Source organism: Collinsella tanakaei (genome assembly GCF_021531055.1).
GTDB classification, from domain to species: domain Bacteria; phylum Actinomycetota; class Coriobacteriia; order Coriobacteriales; family Coriobacteriaceae; genus Collinsella; species Collinsella tanakaei_B.
In genome coordinates this window covers 117,681-134,675 of the sequence record NZ_JADYTL010000007.1, presented here as the reverse complement: position 1 = coordinate 134,675, position 16,995 = coordinate 117,681, and the positions used below count along the sequence as shown (strand labels likewise).

Annotated in this window: 15 protein-coding genes; all 15 read right to left on the bottom strand. The window is 53.5% G+C overall.

The genetic code is table 11. The annotated features are described in order from the left end of the window. Positions 1-27: 27 nt before the first annotated feature. Entirely contained in the window at positions 28-1,215 is a 1,188-nt protein-coding gene (locus I6E04_RS08065) for a UDP-N-acetyl glucosamine 2-epimerase (protein WP_235422672.1), read from the bottom strand. Between the two features lie 39 nt (positions 1,216-1,254). Next, entirely contained in the window at positions 1,255-2,514 is a 1,260-nt protein-coding gene (locus tag I6E04_RS08060; protein ID WP_235422671.1) for a nucleotide sugar dehydrogenase, read from the bottom strand. Positions 2,515-2,581: 67 nt separating this feature from the next. Continuing rightward, on the bottom strand, positions 2,582-3,790 hold the full coding sequence (locus I6E04_RS08055) for an ATP-dependent nuclease (protein WP_235422670.1): 1,209 nt from the start codon (positions 3,788-3,790) through the stop codon (positions 2,582-2,584). Further along, a complete protein-coding gene (locus I6E04_RS08050) occupies positions 3,791-4,825 on the bottom strand; it encodes an NAD-dependent epimerase/dehydratase family protein (protein WP_235422669.1) in 1,035 nt (344 codons plus the stop codon). 46 nt (positions 4,826-4,871) lie between these two features. Next, positions 4,872-5,378, bottom strand: coding sequence for an acyltransferase (locus I6E04_RS08045; RefSeq protein WP_235422668.1), 507 nt, complete (start codon positions 5,376-5,378; stop codon positions 4,872-4,874). A 17-nt stretch (positions 5,379-5,395) separates the two neighbouring features. Next, positions 5,396-6,478: a glycosyltransferase gene (locus I6E04_RS08040; protein ID WP_235422667.1), complete on the bottom strand. Its 1,083-nt coding sequence runs from the start codon at positions 6,476-6,478 to the stop codon at positions 5,396-5,398. A gap of 36 nt (positions 6,479-6,514) precedes the next feature. Then, complete coding sequence (locus tag I6E04_RS09910) at positions 6,515-7,675, bottom strand: glycosyltransferase (RefSeq protein ID WP_235422666.1); 1,161 nt, start codon at positions 7,673-7,675, stop codon at positions 6,515-6,517. Next, entirely contained in the window at positions 7,672-8,946 is a 1,275-nt protein-coding gene (locus I6E04_RS08030; protein ID WP_235422665.1) for a hypothetical protein, read from the bottom strand. Before I6E04_RS08030 ends, I6E04_RS09910 begins: the two co-directional genes overlap by 4 nt. 2 nt (positions 8,947-8,948) lie before the next feature. Next, positions 8,949-10,334 carry a lipopolysaccharide biosynthesis protein gene (locus I6E04_RS08025; protein ID WP_235422664.1) on the bottom strand — a complete coding sequence of 462 codons (1,386 nt, stop codon included), beginning with the start codon at positions 10,332-10,334 and terminating at the stop codon, positions 8,949-8,951. 60 nt (positions 10,335-10,394) lie between these two features. Next, positions 10,395-11,513 carry a glycosyltransferase gene (locus I6E04_RS08020; RefSeq protein ID WP_235422663.1) on the bottom strand — a complete coding sequence of 373 codons (1,119 nt, stop codon included), beginning with the start codon at positions 11,511-11,513 and terminating at the stop codon, positions 10,395-10,397. Positions 11,514-11,580: 67 nt separating this feature from the next. After that, positions 11,581-12,663: a glycosyltransferase family 4 protein gene (locus I6E04_RS09905; RefSeq protein WP_235422662.1), complete on the bottom strand. Its 1,083-nt coding sequence runs from the start codon at positions 12,661-12,663 to the stop codon at positions 11,581-11,583. After that, positions 12,664-13,887, bottom strand: coding sequence for a polysaccharide biosynthesis C-terminal domain-containing protein (locus tag I6E04_RS08010; protein ID WP_235422661.1), 1,224 nt, complete (start codon positions 13,885-13,887; stop codon positions 12,664-12,666). Further along, positions 13,887-14,942 carry a polysaccharide biosynthesis protein gene (locus I6E04_RS08005; RefSeq protein ID WP_235422660.1) on the bottom strand — a complete coding sequence of 352 codons (1,056 nt, stop codon included), beginning with the start codon at positions 14,940-14,942 and terminating at the stop codon, positions 13,887-13,889. Before I6E04_RS08005 ends, I6E04_RS08010 begins: the two co-directional genes overlap by 1 nt. Then, positions 14,932-16,158, bottom strand: coding sequence for a glycosyltransferase family 4 protein (locus I6E04_RS08000; protein WP_235422659.1), 1,227 nt, complete (start codon positions 16,156-16,158; stop codon positions 14,932-14,934). The genes I6E04_RS08005 and I6E04_RS08000 overlap by 11 nt, the downstream gene beginning before the upstream one ends. After that, positions 16,155-16,979: a sugar transferase gene (locus tag I6E04_RS07995; RefSeq protein ID WP_235422658.1), complete on the bottom strand. Its 825-nt coding sequence runs from the start codon at positions 16,977-16,979 to the stop codon at positions 16,155-16,157. The genes I6E04_RS08000 and I6E04_RS07995 overlap by 4 nt, the downstream gene beginning before the upstream one ends. Between the last annotated feature and the right edge of the window lie 16 nt (positions 16,980-16,995).

Here is a 16,995-nt window from a genome sequence, read left to right as displayed (position 1 = left end):
GGAAACGCGCAGATCGATTCGCTCTGACTAGTACTTCCTCCACACCATGCGGTCGACGATGCCCGTGTAGGACTGGATGATCTTCACGACCTTGGTGGAGACGTTCTCGTCGGCGTAGTCCGGCACGGGAGCGGCGGGCAGCGACCCCTCCGCGTCGAGGGCGACCGCGGTGCGCACAGCGTTGAGCAGGCCGCGCTCATCGATGCCCGCGAGCGTGAAGCAGCCCTTATCGAGCGCCTCGGGGCGCTCCGTGGAGGTGCGGATGCAGACAGCCGGGAATGGACGGCCGATGGAGGCGAAGAAGCTCGACTCCTCGGGCAGGGTGCCGGAGTCCGAGACCACGCAGAAGGCGCTCGACTGCAGGCGGTTGTAGTCGTGGAAGCCCATGGGCTCGTGCGTGCGGACGAGCGGGTGGAGCGCAAAGCCGGTGGCCTCCAGGCGCTTGCGGCTGCGCGGGTGGCAGCTGTAGAGGATCGGCCTGCCGTACTCCTCCGCGAGCGCGTTAATGGCGCCGAACAGCGAGCGGAAGTTGGCCTCCGTGTCGATGTTCTCCTCGCGGTGGGCTGAGAGCAGGAAGTAGCCGCCGGGCTCCAGGCCCTCGCGGTCGAGCACGTCCGACGCGTCGATCTGCCCCAGGTTCGCGCGCAGCACCTCGGCCATGGGCGAGCCCGTCACGTAGGTGCGCTCCGGCGCGCAGCCGGTGGCGGCAAGATAGCGGCGCGCGTGCTCGGAGTAGGCAAGGTTCACGTCGGAGATCACGTCCACGATGCGGCGGTTGGTCTCCTCCGGCAGGCACTCGTCCTTGCAGCGGTTGCCCGCCTCCATATGGAAGATGGGGATGTGCAGGCGCTTGGCGGGGATGGCCGAGAGGCACGAGTTCGTGTCGCCCAGCACGAGCAGGGCGTCAGGCTTGACCTGCGCCATGAGCTTGTAGGAGGCGTCGATGATGTTGCCGATGGTCGAGCCCAGGTCCTCCCCCACCGCGTCCATGTAGACGTCCGGGTCGTCCAGCGAGAGGTCGCGGAAGAAGATGCCGTTCAGCGTGTAATCGTAGTTCTGCCCGGTGTGCGCGAGCAGGCAGTCGAAGTGCCGGCGGCACTTCTTGATGACCTCCGAGAGGCGGATGACCTCCGGGCGCGTGCCCACGATGACGAGGAGCTTCAGGCGGCCGTCGTTCTTGAAGGAGACGTCCGAGTAGTCGGTGCGGAGGGGCATGGTCTCACCCTTTCAACAAAGCAGAGTCTCGTACTTAGCTTAATCCCTACGGAATAGATCACGCGTGTAGACCTTGTCCGACACGTCCGAAAGCTCATCACTCCATCGGTTAGCGATGATCAGGTCGCAGCGCTTCTTGAAAGCCGCGAGATCGTGTGTGACCTCGGAACCGAAGAACGTCTCGTCGTCAAGCGTGGGCTCATAGACCACCACGGGCACGCCCTTGGCCTTCACGCGCTTCATGATGCCCTGGACAGAAGATGCGCGGAAGTTATCCGATCCGCTCTTCATGGTGAGACGATACACACCCACAGTCGGCGCGGACACGCCCGCGTACACGAGCTCATTCACGCGCGTGAGCACCTCGTCCGCAACGTGATCTTTGCGTGTGCGGTTGGAATCCACGATGGCCTCGATGAGGTTCTGAGGCACGTCCTTATAGTTGGCAAGCAGCTGTTTGGTGTCCTTGGGCAGACAATATCCGCCGTAGCCGAAGGACGGGTTGTTGTAGAACGATCCGATGCGCGGCTCGAGACACACACCGCGGATGACGTCGGCGGTGGAAAGGCCACGCACTTCACAATAGGTGTCGAGCTCGTTGAAGTAGGAGACGCGGAGCGCCAGGTAGGTGTTGGCGAAGAGCTTGACCGCCTCGGCCTCCGTAAGGCCGAGTACAAGTTCGGGAATGCCAGTCGAGCCATCCTCGTTCGCGCGATCGTGCTCAGCGGGATCGGCGCCCTCAGAAAGCAGGGCGGCGAAGCGTTCCGCAGCAGCACGAGCTTCAACGTCATCCGCGGGCGCACCCACTACAATGCGACTGGGATGAAGATTGTCGAAGAGCGCATGTCCCTCGCGCAGGAACTCCGGCGAGAAGATGATGCGGGAGTCCCCGCGCTCGGCGCGCAGGCGCTCGGTGTAGCCGACGGGAACGGTGGACTTGACGACGACCCACGCGCCGGGGTTCACCGCGCGCACCGCGTCGATCGCCGCCTCCACGGCCGAGGTGTCGAAGAAGTTCCTGTCGGGGTCGTAGTTCGTGGGCGTGGCGACGACCGCGAACTCAGCGCCCGCGTACGCCTCGGCGGGGTCGGCCGTGGCGCTCAGACCGAGGGGCCTCTCCCCCCTCCCCGCCTCGGCCAGGAACCGCTCGATCTCCGCGTCGCGGATGGGCGACTCGAGGCGGTTGAGCATCTCCACCTTCGCGGGGACGATGTCCAGGGCGCTCACCTCGTGGTGCTGCGCGAGCAGGACGGCGATGGACAGGCCGACGTAGCCTGTGCCTGCGACTGCGATCTTCATGTCGATCTCCAATTGTCAGGGAACGAATAACGATCATTCGGCTGTTGCGCCGCAATTGATTTGTCAGCTATATCTCTCTCGGGTCGAACTTTGGATCAATTCCCGTGCTTTCAAGATAGTCAAGCAGGGCGAGGGAATCCCCCTTCTTGGATCCAGTCGCTTGGTAGCCAAGTTCCGCTTCGAGATTGGGGGCGAATTCAACGACCGTATGACCAGCCGCAAGCTGACGAATGGCATGGTTCACCTTGTCGTGCGGGAACTTCAGCTCGTCATCAATGTCGAAAACGACGCTGAAGCCGACATCGAGCCCCTTGTACAGGGCGATGAACACGGGCATGTTAGGCTTGCCCCACGTCTTCACCACGCTGTAATCATCGTAGTAGCCCCCGAGCTGTTTCAGCGCCTCGATGACAAACAGCTCGTCGTTTGCGCCCTCGCAGAGGTAGACGTGCCTGGAGAACAGCGACTCGATGAATGGCCGCGCGTGGCGCCTCTCCAGGCACTCGCGGAAGGAGGCGCCGCTGCCGTAGTACCTCTTGCAATCGGCGGGCAGGGAGCCACCGGGTACCAGCTTACTTGCCTCTGCGACCGCCCCGTCGAAGTCGATTTCCTTCGGTTCGTGCGTGGCGTCGTTGATGATCCGGATGTCCCCGAAGCTGACCTCCAGCATCGAGACGAGCTTCGGGGAGTGCGTCGCGATGCACACGGACTTGCCGGCGCTGACGAGACCGTTGATCGCCCTCGCCGTGCCGTTCAGGAGCGATGGATGGGAGTACTTCTCTGGTTCGTCGAGGAAGATATGCTCCTTCCTGCTGTTTTCCGCGAACTTAAGCAGCAGCTGCATGCGCTGACCGCTGCCCATTTTCTCCTTGACGTCCCTTTGATTGATGGCAACCGGATACTTGATGAACCTCTTTCTCGGGTTCGGCGAGATGAAGTCCCCCGAGCGCACGGATCTGTTGAGCGAAAGCACCTCGTCGAGCATCGCGTTCAACGCGCCAACGTTCGCCGCTATCGCGCTGTCGAGCTCATCGAACAGCTCGTCCCGCTTCTCTATGTACGCGGGCGTCTCGAGCATCTCCGACATGAGGTACTCCATTGTCTGCGAGCTGTCCACGGAGTCCTTAACTTCGTCGAGGAGCTTGATCTCGGATGGGAGGAAGAGGATCTCGCGCGGGTCGACCCCCGCGTCGAGGAGGTCCTGCCGCCTCTTCTCAAGATAAGTGGTCTTGCCGTAGCCGTTCGGACCGATGACGACCTCGATTGAGCCGGGCATCTATCTCACCCCGCATTCGTAGTACCCCCGGTACCACTTCGCGAACGAGCGGAGGCCGTCCTCGAGCGCGGTCGCCGGCCGGTAGCCGAAGTCGCGCTCGAGGACGGAGCAGTCGGCGTAGGTCTCCACCACGTCGCCGGGCTGCATGGGGGCGAGCTCCCGGTGCGCCTCGAAGTCGTAGCCCTCCGGGAGGACCCCCTCCTCCACGAGGACGCGCTGGAGCGTGTCGACGAACTCCAGCAGCTGCACCGGCTCCGAGTTGCCTATGTTGTAGACGGCGTAGCGGGCGCCGGTGCCGCAGTCGGCCGGCGGCCGCGCGATCACGCGCGCAACGCCCTCGACGATGTCGTCGACGTAGGTGAAGTCGCGCCGGCAGTCGCCCATGTTGTAGATCTTTATCGTCCCGCCCGCACGGAGCGTGTCAGCGAACTTGAAGTACGCCATGTCGGGACGCCCCATGGGGCCGTAGACCGTGAAGAACCTGAGGCCCGTGGCCGGGATGCCGTAGAGCTTGGAGTAGGCGTGCGCCATGAGCTCGTTGGCCTTCTTGGTGGCGGCGTAGAGCGACACCGGGTGGTCGACCCGGTCGGACTCGGAGAAGGGCACCTTCTCGTTGCCGCCGTAGACGGAGCTCGAGCTCGCGTACACCAGGTGCTTCACGGGATGGTGCCGGCACGCCTCGAGAACGTTGAAGAACCCGACGAGGTTGGAGTCCACGTAGGCCCTGGGGTTGTCGATGGAGTAGCGCACGCCCGCCTGGGCGGCGAGGTTGACCACGACGTCAAAGGAGTGCTCCGCGAAGAGCCGCTCCACCAGCGCCGCGTCGCAGAGGTCGCCGCGAACAAGCCGGAAGGAGCCCGGCCCCTCCGCGGCCGCGGCCTCCACCATGCGGATGCGGTCCTCCTTGATGCCGGGATCGTAATAGCTATTGACGTTATCGAACCCGACGACGTCCCAGCTCTCGCAGACGAGCCGTGCCGACAGGAACGCGCCAATGAAACCGGCCGCACCGGTAACTAAAACTGTACGTTTCATCTATTCCTCCCGCTATTCTGCCAAAAAACCGTCGAGGTCGTGCACGTTAAAAGCGAATTTCAACATATTCACGCTTTTCACTTGGAGATAGCTTTTTTGTGCGCACAAACTCAGACTCATGTTTGCTTTTATAGTCTTCAATGCTGCCTATCACACGCGCTGGAACTCCAACCGCAACCGATCCGGAAGGAACGTCTTTCGTTACAACCGCGCCTGCCCCCACAATGCAGTTGCTTCCAATAGTGACACCAGGCAGAATAATTGCGTTAAGCCCAATATGACAGTTATCGTTGATTTTTACCCTTCCGAATCTATCTATCTCTGAAAGCTCAGGATAGAGATGTCGCAGGGTCCAAACTCCCCCATCATGGGTGACAATCTTTACACCAGAAGCAATCCTAACATTATTACCGATAGTGACCAGATATGGCTCAGATCCAAAATCCCAATCATTGAGTATTTCGCACCCCGTCCCTATCATCAGGCCGCGCGCCACGGCATCGGCTTGGCGCTTCAGGAACCTGCGGTTACTCATCCAGCTCAGTAGTGACATAAGACACTCCCCAACGTTTATTTTCGAGATGCAGCCAGCCTCATTGCATCAGACATACATTGTTTCCATTGCGGGACAACTCTTGTAGCTCCATAACGATCAGCGGAATCCAATGCCCCTCTGGAACACCTCATCCAAGACACGTTAGACGTTGCCAATTCGTTCAATGCGCCTAAATAGGAGTCTACATCCCCCTCCTCAACAACTATCCCCCCTTCTCCAACCAAATCTCGGATTCCCTGATGGCACGCATAAGAGACGGAAGGTAGTCCGACGGCAAGAGCTTCACTTAACGCATTGGGAAACCCCTCAAATTGTGAGGTCATCAAGAAAACATCTGATTCTATCAATGCCGCATGAACGTCCGATGTGACACCCATGAAGAGAACGTTCTCGGAGAGTCCGCTCTCTTTTACCTGCAACGAAAGCTGTTCGCGAAGTTCGCCGTCGCCATAGATAGAAAGCGTCGCATCGGGATGGCTTTGAATAAACCGCCCCATTATTGCAAGCATTCGATCGAATCTTTTCTGATGAGTCAACCTACCTACGGAAACCAATCGAAGAGGATGGTGAACAGCAGGCACAGTTTTATGCGGTGCAGGTTGAATTATATTTGGAGTTACGCGCACTTTCCTTTCGAGCTTCTTACCTAATGACGAGATGAAGGAAGGGAATTGCACAGTGATAATATCCGCTCTTTCATACGCATGTCTTCTCATAATCCCCCAAGGGGGCGACGGGGCAGATTTGATTGGATCATTGCGCTCAGAAACTATCAGCGCAACGTTTTCATCTCTTAAAGACAGGCAAACAAGGGTATTGATAATATCCAGAAATGAGATAACTAAATCAGGGCTATGCTCTAGAATTGAGCAGCGCAGTGGGGTTAAGATGCGCTTCCCGAGGAACAGGAAATCCGATTTGCGGACCTGTAGTCTATATGGAGCAAGGCGTATGTTACTCAACTCATAACGAGGAGAGGTGTGCTCGTTGGTGGGCATTAAAGTTACATCATTATCTTCTCGTAATTCTCGAGCTAATAGCTGGGCAACATTACCTGCTCCACCGAAATAGTCGTCAAATATTATTAGTATGCGCATTAATGAAAAGCTTTCTCTATGTACTATTGTTATGTTTTAGACACTCAAGAACTCATTCAAATAACTTGTATAGGCGTCACGAGAAAACGTGCGTCGAGCAAAATGAACGGTAGACCGACTCATTAGACTAAGGTCTTCTGTCCTCATGTGAGATACTTCATCGATTATCGCCGCAATAGATTCTGCATTAGACCCATCAACGATGAAGCCGTTAACGCCATCTTCTAGCAGTAGGTCAGCCCCACCCACCGTGTTACATGCCATAAGAACACCAGAGCACATGCATTCAGCAAACTTGGTCGAAAAACCAGCTCGCGCATAACGCTTCGATTCACGAATCAAGAAACAGATGTCGGCACTTGCGAGCATTTGGAGTACTACATGCCTTGGCTGTCTACCCCACGCTTTCAACCCTGACGGTAAGGGTCCAGGCTTAATCACATCCGGAAACAAATCCCTAAGTTGTCCCTCCGTAAGCCCCACTACGTCGAACTCTATTGAGTCACCTTTTGCCACTCTCATACAATAGGCCTTAAGAACAGAACTTAGATTATCCTTCTGCGCTGGCGATCCAGCATAAATGATGCGAAGAGGGCCGTCTCTCCTATTAGTACGCTCGACAAAAGCGTCATCTCCAAAAACAGGTGGAAGCTCAAACGAGCGAACCCCCCGCTTTTGATAATAGTTATGTAAGAACGTGCTTATCGAAATTACTCCCGCTAGATGGATGTCGGAATGTCGAATACGCCAATCAACAGAACAGACTCGAATTAGGTTGGCGAAATCCATATAAGTTGAAGCGCTGTACCATTCGGTCACATCGCCAAAAACTGCTATTTCAAGCTTTCTGCATACTCGCATCAATCGCTGTTGTAAAAGCCCGCTTGCGTTATATAAAATAACTATCGAAGGAGAAAACTCTGCGCACATTTCAACAGCTGCCCGAATAAGATCGCCTTCAAATACCAGATTGCACAGCGCTCGGGCCTTAGAAACATGCCCCTTCGGGGCTACTGATTGAAATGAGAACCCATCGTAGTAGCAGCTTTTCGAACCATGTGCCGCAGTTATATATTTAACGTCCCACCCACTGTCACGCAGCATTACTCCGACGTTATATACACGTTGCCCTGAAGCACTGATATCTGGATGACCGAATCTACCAACGTATAGCGCCAAAGGATGTTTCTTGCTCACTGTTGAATCACCTGGCCAATAATATGTATTCGGTTTACTACAAATCCCCCTATCATTGGAAGGATTAGGGTTGGAATATTTATCGAAAGCACGTTGTACACTGACAGGCCGCCAAGAGCGCACATCCATAGTATTAAAACGAATGTATTCGTTCTCACCTCGATATCATCGATATTTCGCAACCCGCTGAGAACGGCATATAACAAAGGGAAAACATATGATATGACGGTAAATATTCCCCAATGGTAGGCGAGATATAGATACTGATTATCAATGCTTCCGGTCATAACAGATCCAAATCGATAGGTAGCGTTTAAACCACCACCTAGCAGCCAAATACGAGGAGTAATCTGTGAAAATACAATTCTATATTGCTCGGATCTCGTATCTGAGCCTAGCTTATCTAGAAATGCAATTAGGAAATCATCAAACTGAGAAACGAGTACCCTATAGGCTACGAACAATATCGTTGCTAATAATGCAACCTTGAATACTCGTTTCAACAATGGATCCGAAGAAGATAGGAAGGTATATCCCAGCAACAATAAAAAGACTTGTATCACCCAGCTTCGCGAATGAAGCAAAACCGCTTCCAATAAAAGAATCCCAAGAAGAATGTATACGAAAAATACTCTCTTTCCTTCAATAATTGATCTACATATCACTAAGCTTGATAGCCAAAATGAAGCAATAAAATATACAAAAGTGGAAGAGCTTCCAAAAACTGTCCATCCATATGTCATATACGCCTGAATAAAGCTTATCCCCGCAAGGGCCGCAAAGAATGCTGCACCAAACGGACATAAGCGATATATAATAGATATTAAATGATTATCAAAGCCGCAAAAGACCATGGCAACGGACACCAATACGAGGGGCGTTCCTGTTTTATAAACTAAATCCGACATCCCGTCATTTATTGCAGAAACAATAATCCAGAGCGCAGCTAAAGCAAGACAGGCAAAGACGGACCATGAGAGAGGCTGTGGGATTCTATCCCTGTTAGCCGAGAAGGCACTGAGGGACGCGATCAACATGATGATAGAGGCGCAAAATGACAGCCCTGCGGTTAACGTTGTTGAAATTCCAAGCTGCTGTATCCCATCATTTGCTGTCAATATTGGAGTCCAAGGTGCTGCTTGGTATCGTAATAGTTGAGACACCACTATCATTAAGATTCCTAGAAGAAACCCAATGTCTCTAAGACGCAGACCAACAATAATGTTGCTTCTGGGTGCAAGCCTTTGAATAATTTCGGGAGTCTCGGTCATCCTTAGACCCTTCCCGCTAGAATCCTTTTTTCTGCAAAGAGCACGCCTGGCACAATGATCATCAAATAACATATCGCCCCAACCCATGGAACGACGCTCGCTCCATACACCTGACATAAGATTAACTTCAAAAAAAACGACAATGGAGTGTAGGCTCCGAATAGAACCATCTGAATCTTTACGCAACCAGCTGAATTTAGAACCATAAAATGTGGAGATAGTGTCGCTAGAATGATTTGCATGAGACACATACCTGAAACTAAAAATGGGCTAAACGATAAATTCTTATGAAGCAATAGCGTCACAGCTGGATTCACAAAGAGAAAGACCGTGATCGATATACTTAAGGTCACAACAAAAAACAGCAATGACATCTTTATTGTATTTGTTTTAACCCATGAGTAATCCCCTCGCGCCATCGCCTCTCCATTAGCACCCCACAAATTGTTGGAAATCAGCGTGCATACCGCCGTAACAACTTGGACAACCTTATATAGAATCGAATAGGAAGCAGCCTCGCTCAAGTTTTGTGAGACCCCGACGATATAACTATCTAGCGTAAGTCCAAGATTTGTAAGAAATGAGAGCGCGAAGAAACCTAAGCCCAAACGAAGAAGCCGCTTCATGGTCTCCCAGTTTACTAAAGAGAAGCTTGGGGCAAGCGCGCGTTTTCTAAAAATGTAATAATAAATCGTATTGGCAAGTAGAACAAATACGTTAATCATAGAGTTGGCCCAAATAATGGCTAGCGAGCCAAGATCCATCCAGTTAATAACGTACACTGCTGCGATACTTAAAATACTACCAACACATTGCCAGAGATAGCTATTAAATCCATCTTGAAGCGCAATCTGAGTTCTTTGAACAAGAGACAGCGGGATGCTCAAGATTCGAGGCATGACTATAGCAAGCACGACTCCACCAACAAGTGCCAAAGTCCGCTCACTTTCTGCGTTTAGAAATGCGCCCCAGTCGCATAGGGGATATATCATGCAGAATAATATTAAAATAGCAGTTGCTACAATGATTAATACGGTGTACGCACTAGATATTATCCTGCGACATTGCTCAACAGAATTCTCCTTACCCGATGCTTTGCCCAGCTCTGTTGCGACTCCGCTTCCCAAGCCAAGGTCGGCATAGGCAAATAGCGCAAAGAACGATGCGCCTGTATTCCACAACCCGTATACCTCTTGACCCAAGTAGTTAAATGTTACTTGAATGGTAATAAGAGGAGCCAGCATTGCAAGAGCTTTAGCAGCGATTGCGGTACCGGACGCAAGCAAGAGCTTTCTTGAGCGTTGCCGTCGGAGCCCCTCTGCCTCCTTCGCAACCTCATCTACCAGGAATTGTTTAGCATGTTCCTGTATATCTGTGACGCTATTCATTTGTCACCTAACTATAGTAAGATTGAAACTATGTCTAATATGCTTTTTTCGATATTTCATCTATTGACAGGCTTCATCCGTCAGATCTCGCAACAAGGTATTCCACTGCTCACAAATAATGTCTGGAGCAAACATGGACAGCGCGAGCTCTCGAGATTTTTCACCCATATTAATAATCTCATCATCGGATAACGCAATCGCTTTTTTCAATGCAGAAGCAATCGCCGGGGCATCAAATCCGTCAGCAATAATTCCATTTCCATGGCCTGCAAGGATCTCGAAGTCTGAAATAGGGGTCATCACGATTGGCTTTCCAAAATACATTCCCTCGCATATAGCATTGGGTAAACCTTCAACAGTGCTAAACAGACCAACAATATCTGCAGAGGCAATCGCAGGGTATATATCATGGATTGCCTCGTGCAATCTGAGGCATCCTGAAATTCCATATTCACTGACTATCGATTCAGTTTCGTCAAAGGCGCGAGTATCTCCTTTGACGACTTCAGACCTCCCATACCAGTCAATTTGCAAAACGGACCGCTCCCTCTCGTCAAGCATAAGAACAGCACGCGCAAGTTCAACCGGATTTTTCAAGTATTGATAACTAGCTGTTACTACGATTCTGAGTTTACCAGCCCTTCTAGGGTGCCAAAGTGGAGCAACCAAGGCGCTTTCTTCAATCACAAGAGGGTTGTAGATTACCCTCATTTTCTGACTGTATTGTGGGAGATACTGGTTCCAAAGCTTACAGGCCTGTTTAGAATTGCACACTATTGCATCTGAGTATTTCTCAAAGCGCTTAAAAAGCATAGCCCTTTGGGAAGTAAAGGAAGCTTCCTTCGCACTGAGCTCATTCGTAATCAGCTTCCAGCTGTGTTTTCCCATCGAGGAGAAACAGGCGATAAAATTAGGAGTCTCCAAAAACGAGATTAAGACATCAGGACTCGTTGACTTTAAATACTTCCTAACTTTAATAAGCAAGTCCAAGTTATTGGTTGATTGAATCTTTACTTCAGTAATTCCAAACGAATGCAGCAATTCGGCAAAAAAGCTGTGGTCGCGGTAAACTAAAAAGTCAATTACATGTCCACTGTCCTTAAGTAGCTTTGCAAGGTTAATTAATTGTCTCTGAGCGCCGCCGCTTACCAAGCTATCGATTAGGCAAGTAATTTTCATATTAGAATCAAATCCCCTCACCAGCGGAATATAGCGACTTAATAAACCCTGGTTACAAGGTTGGTCATTATTTCCCTGATAACAACCGATATAACTTAAGATACTGATACATCACCACATCTTCGGAATATAGTTCCATGACTTTTTTCTGGTTTGCTCTGCCCATTTCACGTCTATGATTCGGGCTGTTGAGATACTTAAGTGACTGGACAACACTGTTAATATTGCGATAATCAACCACAATACCTCCATTTGGGTTGATCATATCAGCATTTGCAGCCCAATCAGATACTATGCAAGGGAGGGCGAAGGCCATCGCCTCAGCCAGTGAATTAGAAAATCCCTCTCCCCTAAATCGAGATAGAAAAATGAATGCATCGGCCTCTTTGTATTCTGCGCATATTGACTCTCTGCTTAATTGGCCAAGAATTCTAATGTTTTTAGGGATGACGGCATCAACTGGGAACCCACCTTTCCCGGCTAGCCGAAATTCGATTTCCGGCATAGCCTTAGCAATTTCTAGAATATCATATGCACCTTTTGATTCTATAATTCCACCTGTATACAGAACCTTACTGAGCGATCCATTATATGAATGAGCGCTCTTAACAGCTAAGGCAAGTTCTTCGGAAGAAATGAAGTTCGGAATCAAATATACAGGAGTATCGGTCATTTTTTCAACAAATACTTTGGATGCTTCGTTCAACACCACTACTGCACTTGACCGAACCAACAAGCTCTTAAGCAAAAATAGAGCAATCGGATTCGAGGCGTAGACCGGTACAGTGCATCTAAAGTGTATCACAAACGGTATATTATGCCTGTTCGCAATCATCGCACATATCAACTCACGCAGCATGCTTAAGGGAGCTGCCGGAATATTGGCATGAACTAACTCTGCCGACTCATTAATAATCGCATTTTCTAGGTCATTCCATATACGTCGGCATCTTGCGAGCTCTTTAGGAAGGCTTCTCTTTGCTTCTAAACCAAAAATCTCTCTTCCCGCTGAAACACTCTCATCAATGTGAATGAAATCTATATCTTTAGCTGCAATATCCGAACTGAGCATACGTAGAGTCCAAGATGCAATCCCGCCAGCAGGAGGAGGAACTGGACCAATAAGTGCAACTTTGATTTTTTTGGTCACCTATACCTCCTCGTGGAAGGTGTCGGGGTCCTCGGGGTCGAAGGGCTCGTTGGCCCACATGACGGTCACGAGGTCGTCGGTCGCGGACAGGTTGGTGATGCTGTGCGTCATGCCGGGCGCCATCTCGACCACGATCGGGTTATCTCCGCTCACGCGGTACTCGTCCACGGGGTACGGCTCGCCGCTCTCGTCGAGCCCGACGCGGCGCAGGCGGACGAGGGCCTCGCCGGAGACCACCAGAAAGCGCTCCCACTTCGTGTGGTGCCAGTGGTTGCCCTTGGTCACGCCGGGCTTGGAGACGTTCACGGACACCTGCCCCCGCTCGGGCGTGCGCAGGAACTCCGTGAACGACCCGCGCTCGTCGCGGTTCGCGCGCAGCGGGTACGCGAGCGACCCCGCGCCGTAGTAGCTCTCGAAGGTGGACCAGAGCTTCTTGGAGAGCGACCCCTCCGTCAGGTCAGGCACGGACAGGTCGTCGCGGCTCATCTTGAAGGATTCGAGCAGGGAGACGATCTCGCCGAGGGTCGCGCGGTCGGTCACGGGGCAGTAGCAGTAGCGCCCTGCAGGATCTGGCACGGGCTCCAGCCCGTCGTAGCCGCAGCGGTGCTCCTCGCCCAGCAGGGCGGAGAGCATCTCCTCGACCAAATCGTCGATGTGGAGCAGCTCCAGCTCGACGGAGGGGTCGCTGACGGTGTAGGGGCGGCCGTTGGCTATCGCGTCGCAGAACGTGGCGACGGCGGAGTTGTACCTCGGTCGGCACCACTTGCCGTAGAGGTTTGGGAACCGGTAGACGAGCACGGGGGCGCCGGTGCGCTCGGAGTACTCGAAGAAGAGCCCCTCCCCCGCCAGCTTGGACTCGCCGTAGGCGGAGCCCGCGTAGCGGCCCTCGAGCGAGGCCTGCGCCGAGCTCGCGAGCATGACGGAGCAGCGGTTGCCGCCGCGCTCGAGCATGCCCAGCAGCTCCGAGGCGAACCCGAAGTTGCCGGCCATGAAGTCGGCGGGGTCCTCGGGGCGGTTCACCCCGGCGAGGTTGAAGACGAAGTCGGCCCCCGCGCACCAGCGCTCGAGATCCCCACGCGGGGTGTCGACGTCGCACTCCCAGACGGTCAGGGGCAGGAGGCCCTGATAGCGCTCCCTGCGATCCTTGCCGTCGCGTATCGCCTTGAGGGACTCACAGAGGTTCCGTCCCACGAACCCCCTGGCGCCGGTGACGAGGACCCTCATCACTGCACCGCCTCGTGCTCGCGGCCCTCGAGGGCGAGCCGGACGTACTCCGCCGTCTTGATCTTCTCGACCGTTTCGGCAACGTTAAGACGACGCGTGTTGTGGGAGGTATAGGGCTCATCTGCTTGCGTCTTAACCTCGCCGTCGACAACGAAGTCGTCGTAGTTGAGGTCGCGAGAATCGGAGTGAACGCGGAAGTATTCGCCCATGTCCTCGGCGCGCAGGCGCTCCTCTCGCGTCATGAGGGTCTCGTAGAGTTTCTCGCCATGACGCGTACCAATCACCTTGGTGCCCGTCTTGCCGAAGAGCTCCTGAACCGCCTCCGCAAGGTCGCCAATCGTGGATGCCGGCGCCTTCTGAATGAACAGATCGCCCGGGTTCGCGTGCAGGAACGCGAACTCCACCAGATCGACCGCCTCATCGAGGTTCATGAGGAAGCGCGTCATGGATGGATCGGTGATCGTCACAGGGCGACCGGCGCGAATCTGATCGATGAACAGCGGGATAACGCTGCCACGAGAGCACATCACGTTGCCGTAACGCGTGCAGCAAATGGTAGTGCGACCGGCACCATTGCGCGCGTTGGCGTAGATGATGGATTCCATCATGGCCTTGGACTTGCCCATGGCGTTGATGGGATAGGCCGCCTTATCGGTAGAGAGGCACACAACGCGCTCGACACCCTCGTCAATGGCAGCGTGCAGCACGTTATCGGTACCGATGACATTCGTACGCACGGCTTCCATCGGGAAAAACTCGCATGAAGGAACCTGCTTGAGCGCAGCAGCATGGAAGATATAATCCACGCCACGCATGGCGTCGCGCACACTTTGGGCATTACGCACGTCACCGATAAAGAAGCGCACCTTGCTCGCATATTCCGGATGGCGTGCCTGCAACATGTGACGCATATCGTCCTGCTTCTTCTCGTCGCGCGAGAAGATGCGGATCTCGCCGACCTCGCTCTCCAGGAAATGCTTGAGCACGGTATTTCCAAACGATCCGGTTCCGCCGGTGATCATCAGCGTCTTGCCGGCAAAGCTGCTATGCGCCATGTTTTGTTCCCTTCAAATCTTCCAGAGTCTGTTCCAGCGTGTCAAAGAAAAGCTCTTTCGCGTAATGGGAGTCGAAGTAAGACCTCGCCCTCACTCCCAGTTCATCTCGGTTCTCATTGGCTTCGAATTTAAGGCATATTTCCGCCAAGCCATCCGCATCTTCGGGATTGCAGCAATACCCGCAGCCCGCATCCTCTATCACACGTCGCGCCTCGCCCGCAAGCGTCCCCAGAACCGGCTTCCCCGCAGCAAGATACGTTGTTACTTTTCGCGGAAGCGTGAAAGCAAGGATGGAGTCATCGGCAAACGTTGCAAGCATGGCATCCGCATTGGCATAAAACGCGGGCATCTCATTGAGAGGCCGACGACCATGGAAAACAACGTTTGTCAGCTTGAGCCGATCTGCCAAGTGCTGGCATTTTTCCAGGGATGAGCCCGAACCCACTATATGGAAAATGAAATTGCTGCGATCACGGAGCAACCCCGCCGCCTCGATGATGGTCTCCACCGACTGCGCAGCACCGATGTTGCCCGCGAAAACCAAATTGATCTTGTTCGGGTCAAAGCCGTCGATACGATCATGGCCACTCTTGGCATCAGTAAAAATATCTTCAGCATATTGGGGAAGATATAGAGCTCGTTTTGGCTCAATCCCCAACTCTTTCGTAAAGTATTCAAAAAAGCCTTGAGAAGTAACTGCAAGGACGTCAGCCTCTGAATAGATTCTTCGAGAAACGCTCTTTATCCATTTAAACGGTAGGGACGATTCAGAAAACCCTCCCGCCTTCAAACTTTCAGGCCATAAATCAAAGCTGTAAAGCAAGAAAGGCGCCCCGGTCATCTTGGCATAGGTAATTCCCGGATCAACTTGCATTACGGGCGAGAACTGATAGCCAATTACAACATTAAAATGACGATCGAGCTTTTTAGCAAGACGATTGGCGCTTGCCCAGAAGCTCATATAATTCAGGACACGATTCTTCGCCCCAGACTTTCTCGGCCAAAGCCATGAACGATGAATCGTTACGCCATTTCGATGCTGCACACGATTGCTGCCATGGCGATATTCCTCCGGAATATCGCCACCCTCCATGCCGGTATTTGGCAATCCGGTAAGAACCTCAACCTCGTGGCCACGTCGAGCAAGCTCCTCACAGACATCTGCTGTATTGAAGGGCTCAGGCCAATAGTGTTGGCAGACAACGAGGATCCTCACCGTGCACCCTCCCCGCTGATCATGGTGCGGATCGTGCGCCAGATGATCCCCCAATCCATATGGGCATTCCGGTGCTCGATGTACAGGATGTCGATCTTCGCCTTCTCTTTCGGAAGCAAGTCGTAGCCGCCCTCAACCTGGGCCAAACCGGTGATACCCGGCTTTACCACAACGCGCTGCTCCCAGCCGCGAATGCGCTCGCAGAATACCTCGTGAAACGCTGGACGCTCGGGACGCGGGCCAATGAGCGACATGTCGCCTTTGACCACATTCCAAAACTGAGGAATCTCGTCCAAGCGCTTATTGCGCAGGAACTTGCCGAACGGCGTCACGCGCGGATCGCCATCTTGCGCCCAGCGAGCACCGGCGACCTCGGCATCCTGATACATCGAACGGAACTTGTAGAGGTTGAACACCTTACCGTTCAGGCCGACGCGGCGCTGCGCGTAGATTACAGGACCGGGTGACTCCTGCTTAATCTTGAGAGCGATCACCGCCATGGGAATCGCCAAGAGCACCAGCGCCACGCCGCACGAGCAGACATCGAACGCGCGTTTTACAAACCGATAGCCCAAGCTGCCCGAAATATGCGAAAGCCGCGGCAGTTCCACCACGCCCTCATCGGGCAAAAGCTCGGCCAGAACATCCGCGGCGATGCCGCTCTCGGTAAGTCCGGGCGTATGGTTGACCGCAGTAAGTACCGCGGCTGCCTCCCGCTTGGTCTCCGCTGCTGCCGCCGCCTCCGCGAGCTGCTCCATAACCGGATGCGACCCGGAGCGACCTCTTTCAACTACAACCTCGGCAACTGTGCCGTCGGCCAACTCAGCCTCCGCCACG

Excerpts from the sequence above, each read along its gene's own strand:
- I6E04_RS08065 (WP_235422672.1), bottom strand. The coding sequence starts at position 1,215 with ATGCCCCTCCGCACCGACTACTCGGACGTCTCCTTCAAGAACGACGGC.
- I6E04_RS08060 (WP_235422671.1), bottom strand. The coding sequence starts at position 2,514 with ATGAAGATCGCAGTCGCAGGCACAGGCTACGTCGGCCTGTCCATCGCC.
- I6E04_RS08055 (WP_235422670.1), bottom strand. The coding sequence starts at position 3,790 with ATGCCCGGCTCAATCGAGGTCGTCATCGGTCCGAACGGCTACGGCAAG.
- I6E04_RS08050 (WP_235422669.1), bottom strand. The coding sequence starts at position 4,825 with ATGAAACGTACAGTTTTAGTTACCGGTGCGGCCGGTTTCATTGGCGCG.
- I6E04_RS08045 (WP_235422668.1), bottom strand. The coding sequence starts at position 5,378 with ATGTCACTACTGAGCTGGATGAGTAACCGCAGGTTCCTGAAGCGCCAA.
- I6E04_RS08040 (WP_235422667.1), bottom strand. The coding sequence starts at position 6,478 with ATGCGCATACTAATAATATTTGACGACTATTTCGGTGGAGCAGGTAAT.
- I6E04_RS08030 (WP_235422665.1), bottom strand. The coding sequence starts at position 8,946 with ATGACCGAGACTCCCGAAATTATTCAAAGGCTTGCACCCAGAAGCAAC.
- I6E04_RS08025 (WP_235422664.1), bottom strand. The coding sequence starts at position 10,334 with ATGAATAGCGTCACAGATATACAGGAACATGCTAAACAATTCCTGGTA.
- I6E04_RS08020 (WP_235422663.1), bottom strand. The coding sequence starts at position 11,513 with ATGAAAATTACTTGCCTAATCGATAGCTTGGTAAGCGGCGGCGCTCAG.
- I6E04_RS08010 (WP_235422661.1), bottom strand. The coding sequence starts at position 13,887 with ATGAGGGTCCTCGTCACCGGCGCCAGGGGGTTCGTGGGACGGAACCTC.
- I6E04_RS08005 (WP_235422660.1), bottom strand. The coding sequence starts at position 14,942 with ATGGCGCATAGCAGCTTTGCCGGCAAGACGCTGATGATCACCGGCGGA.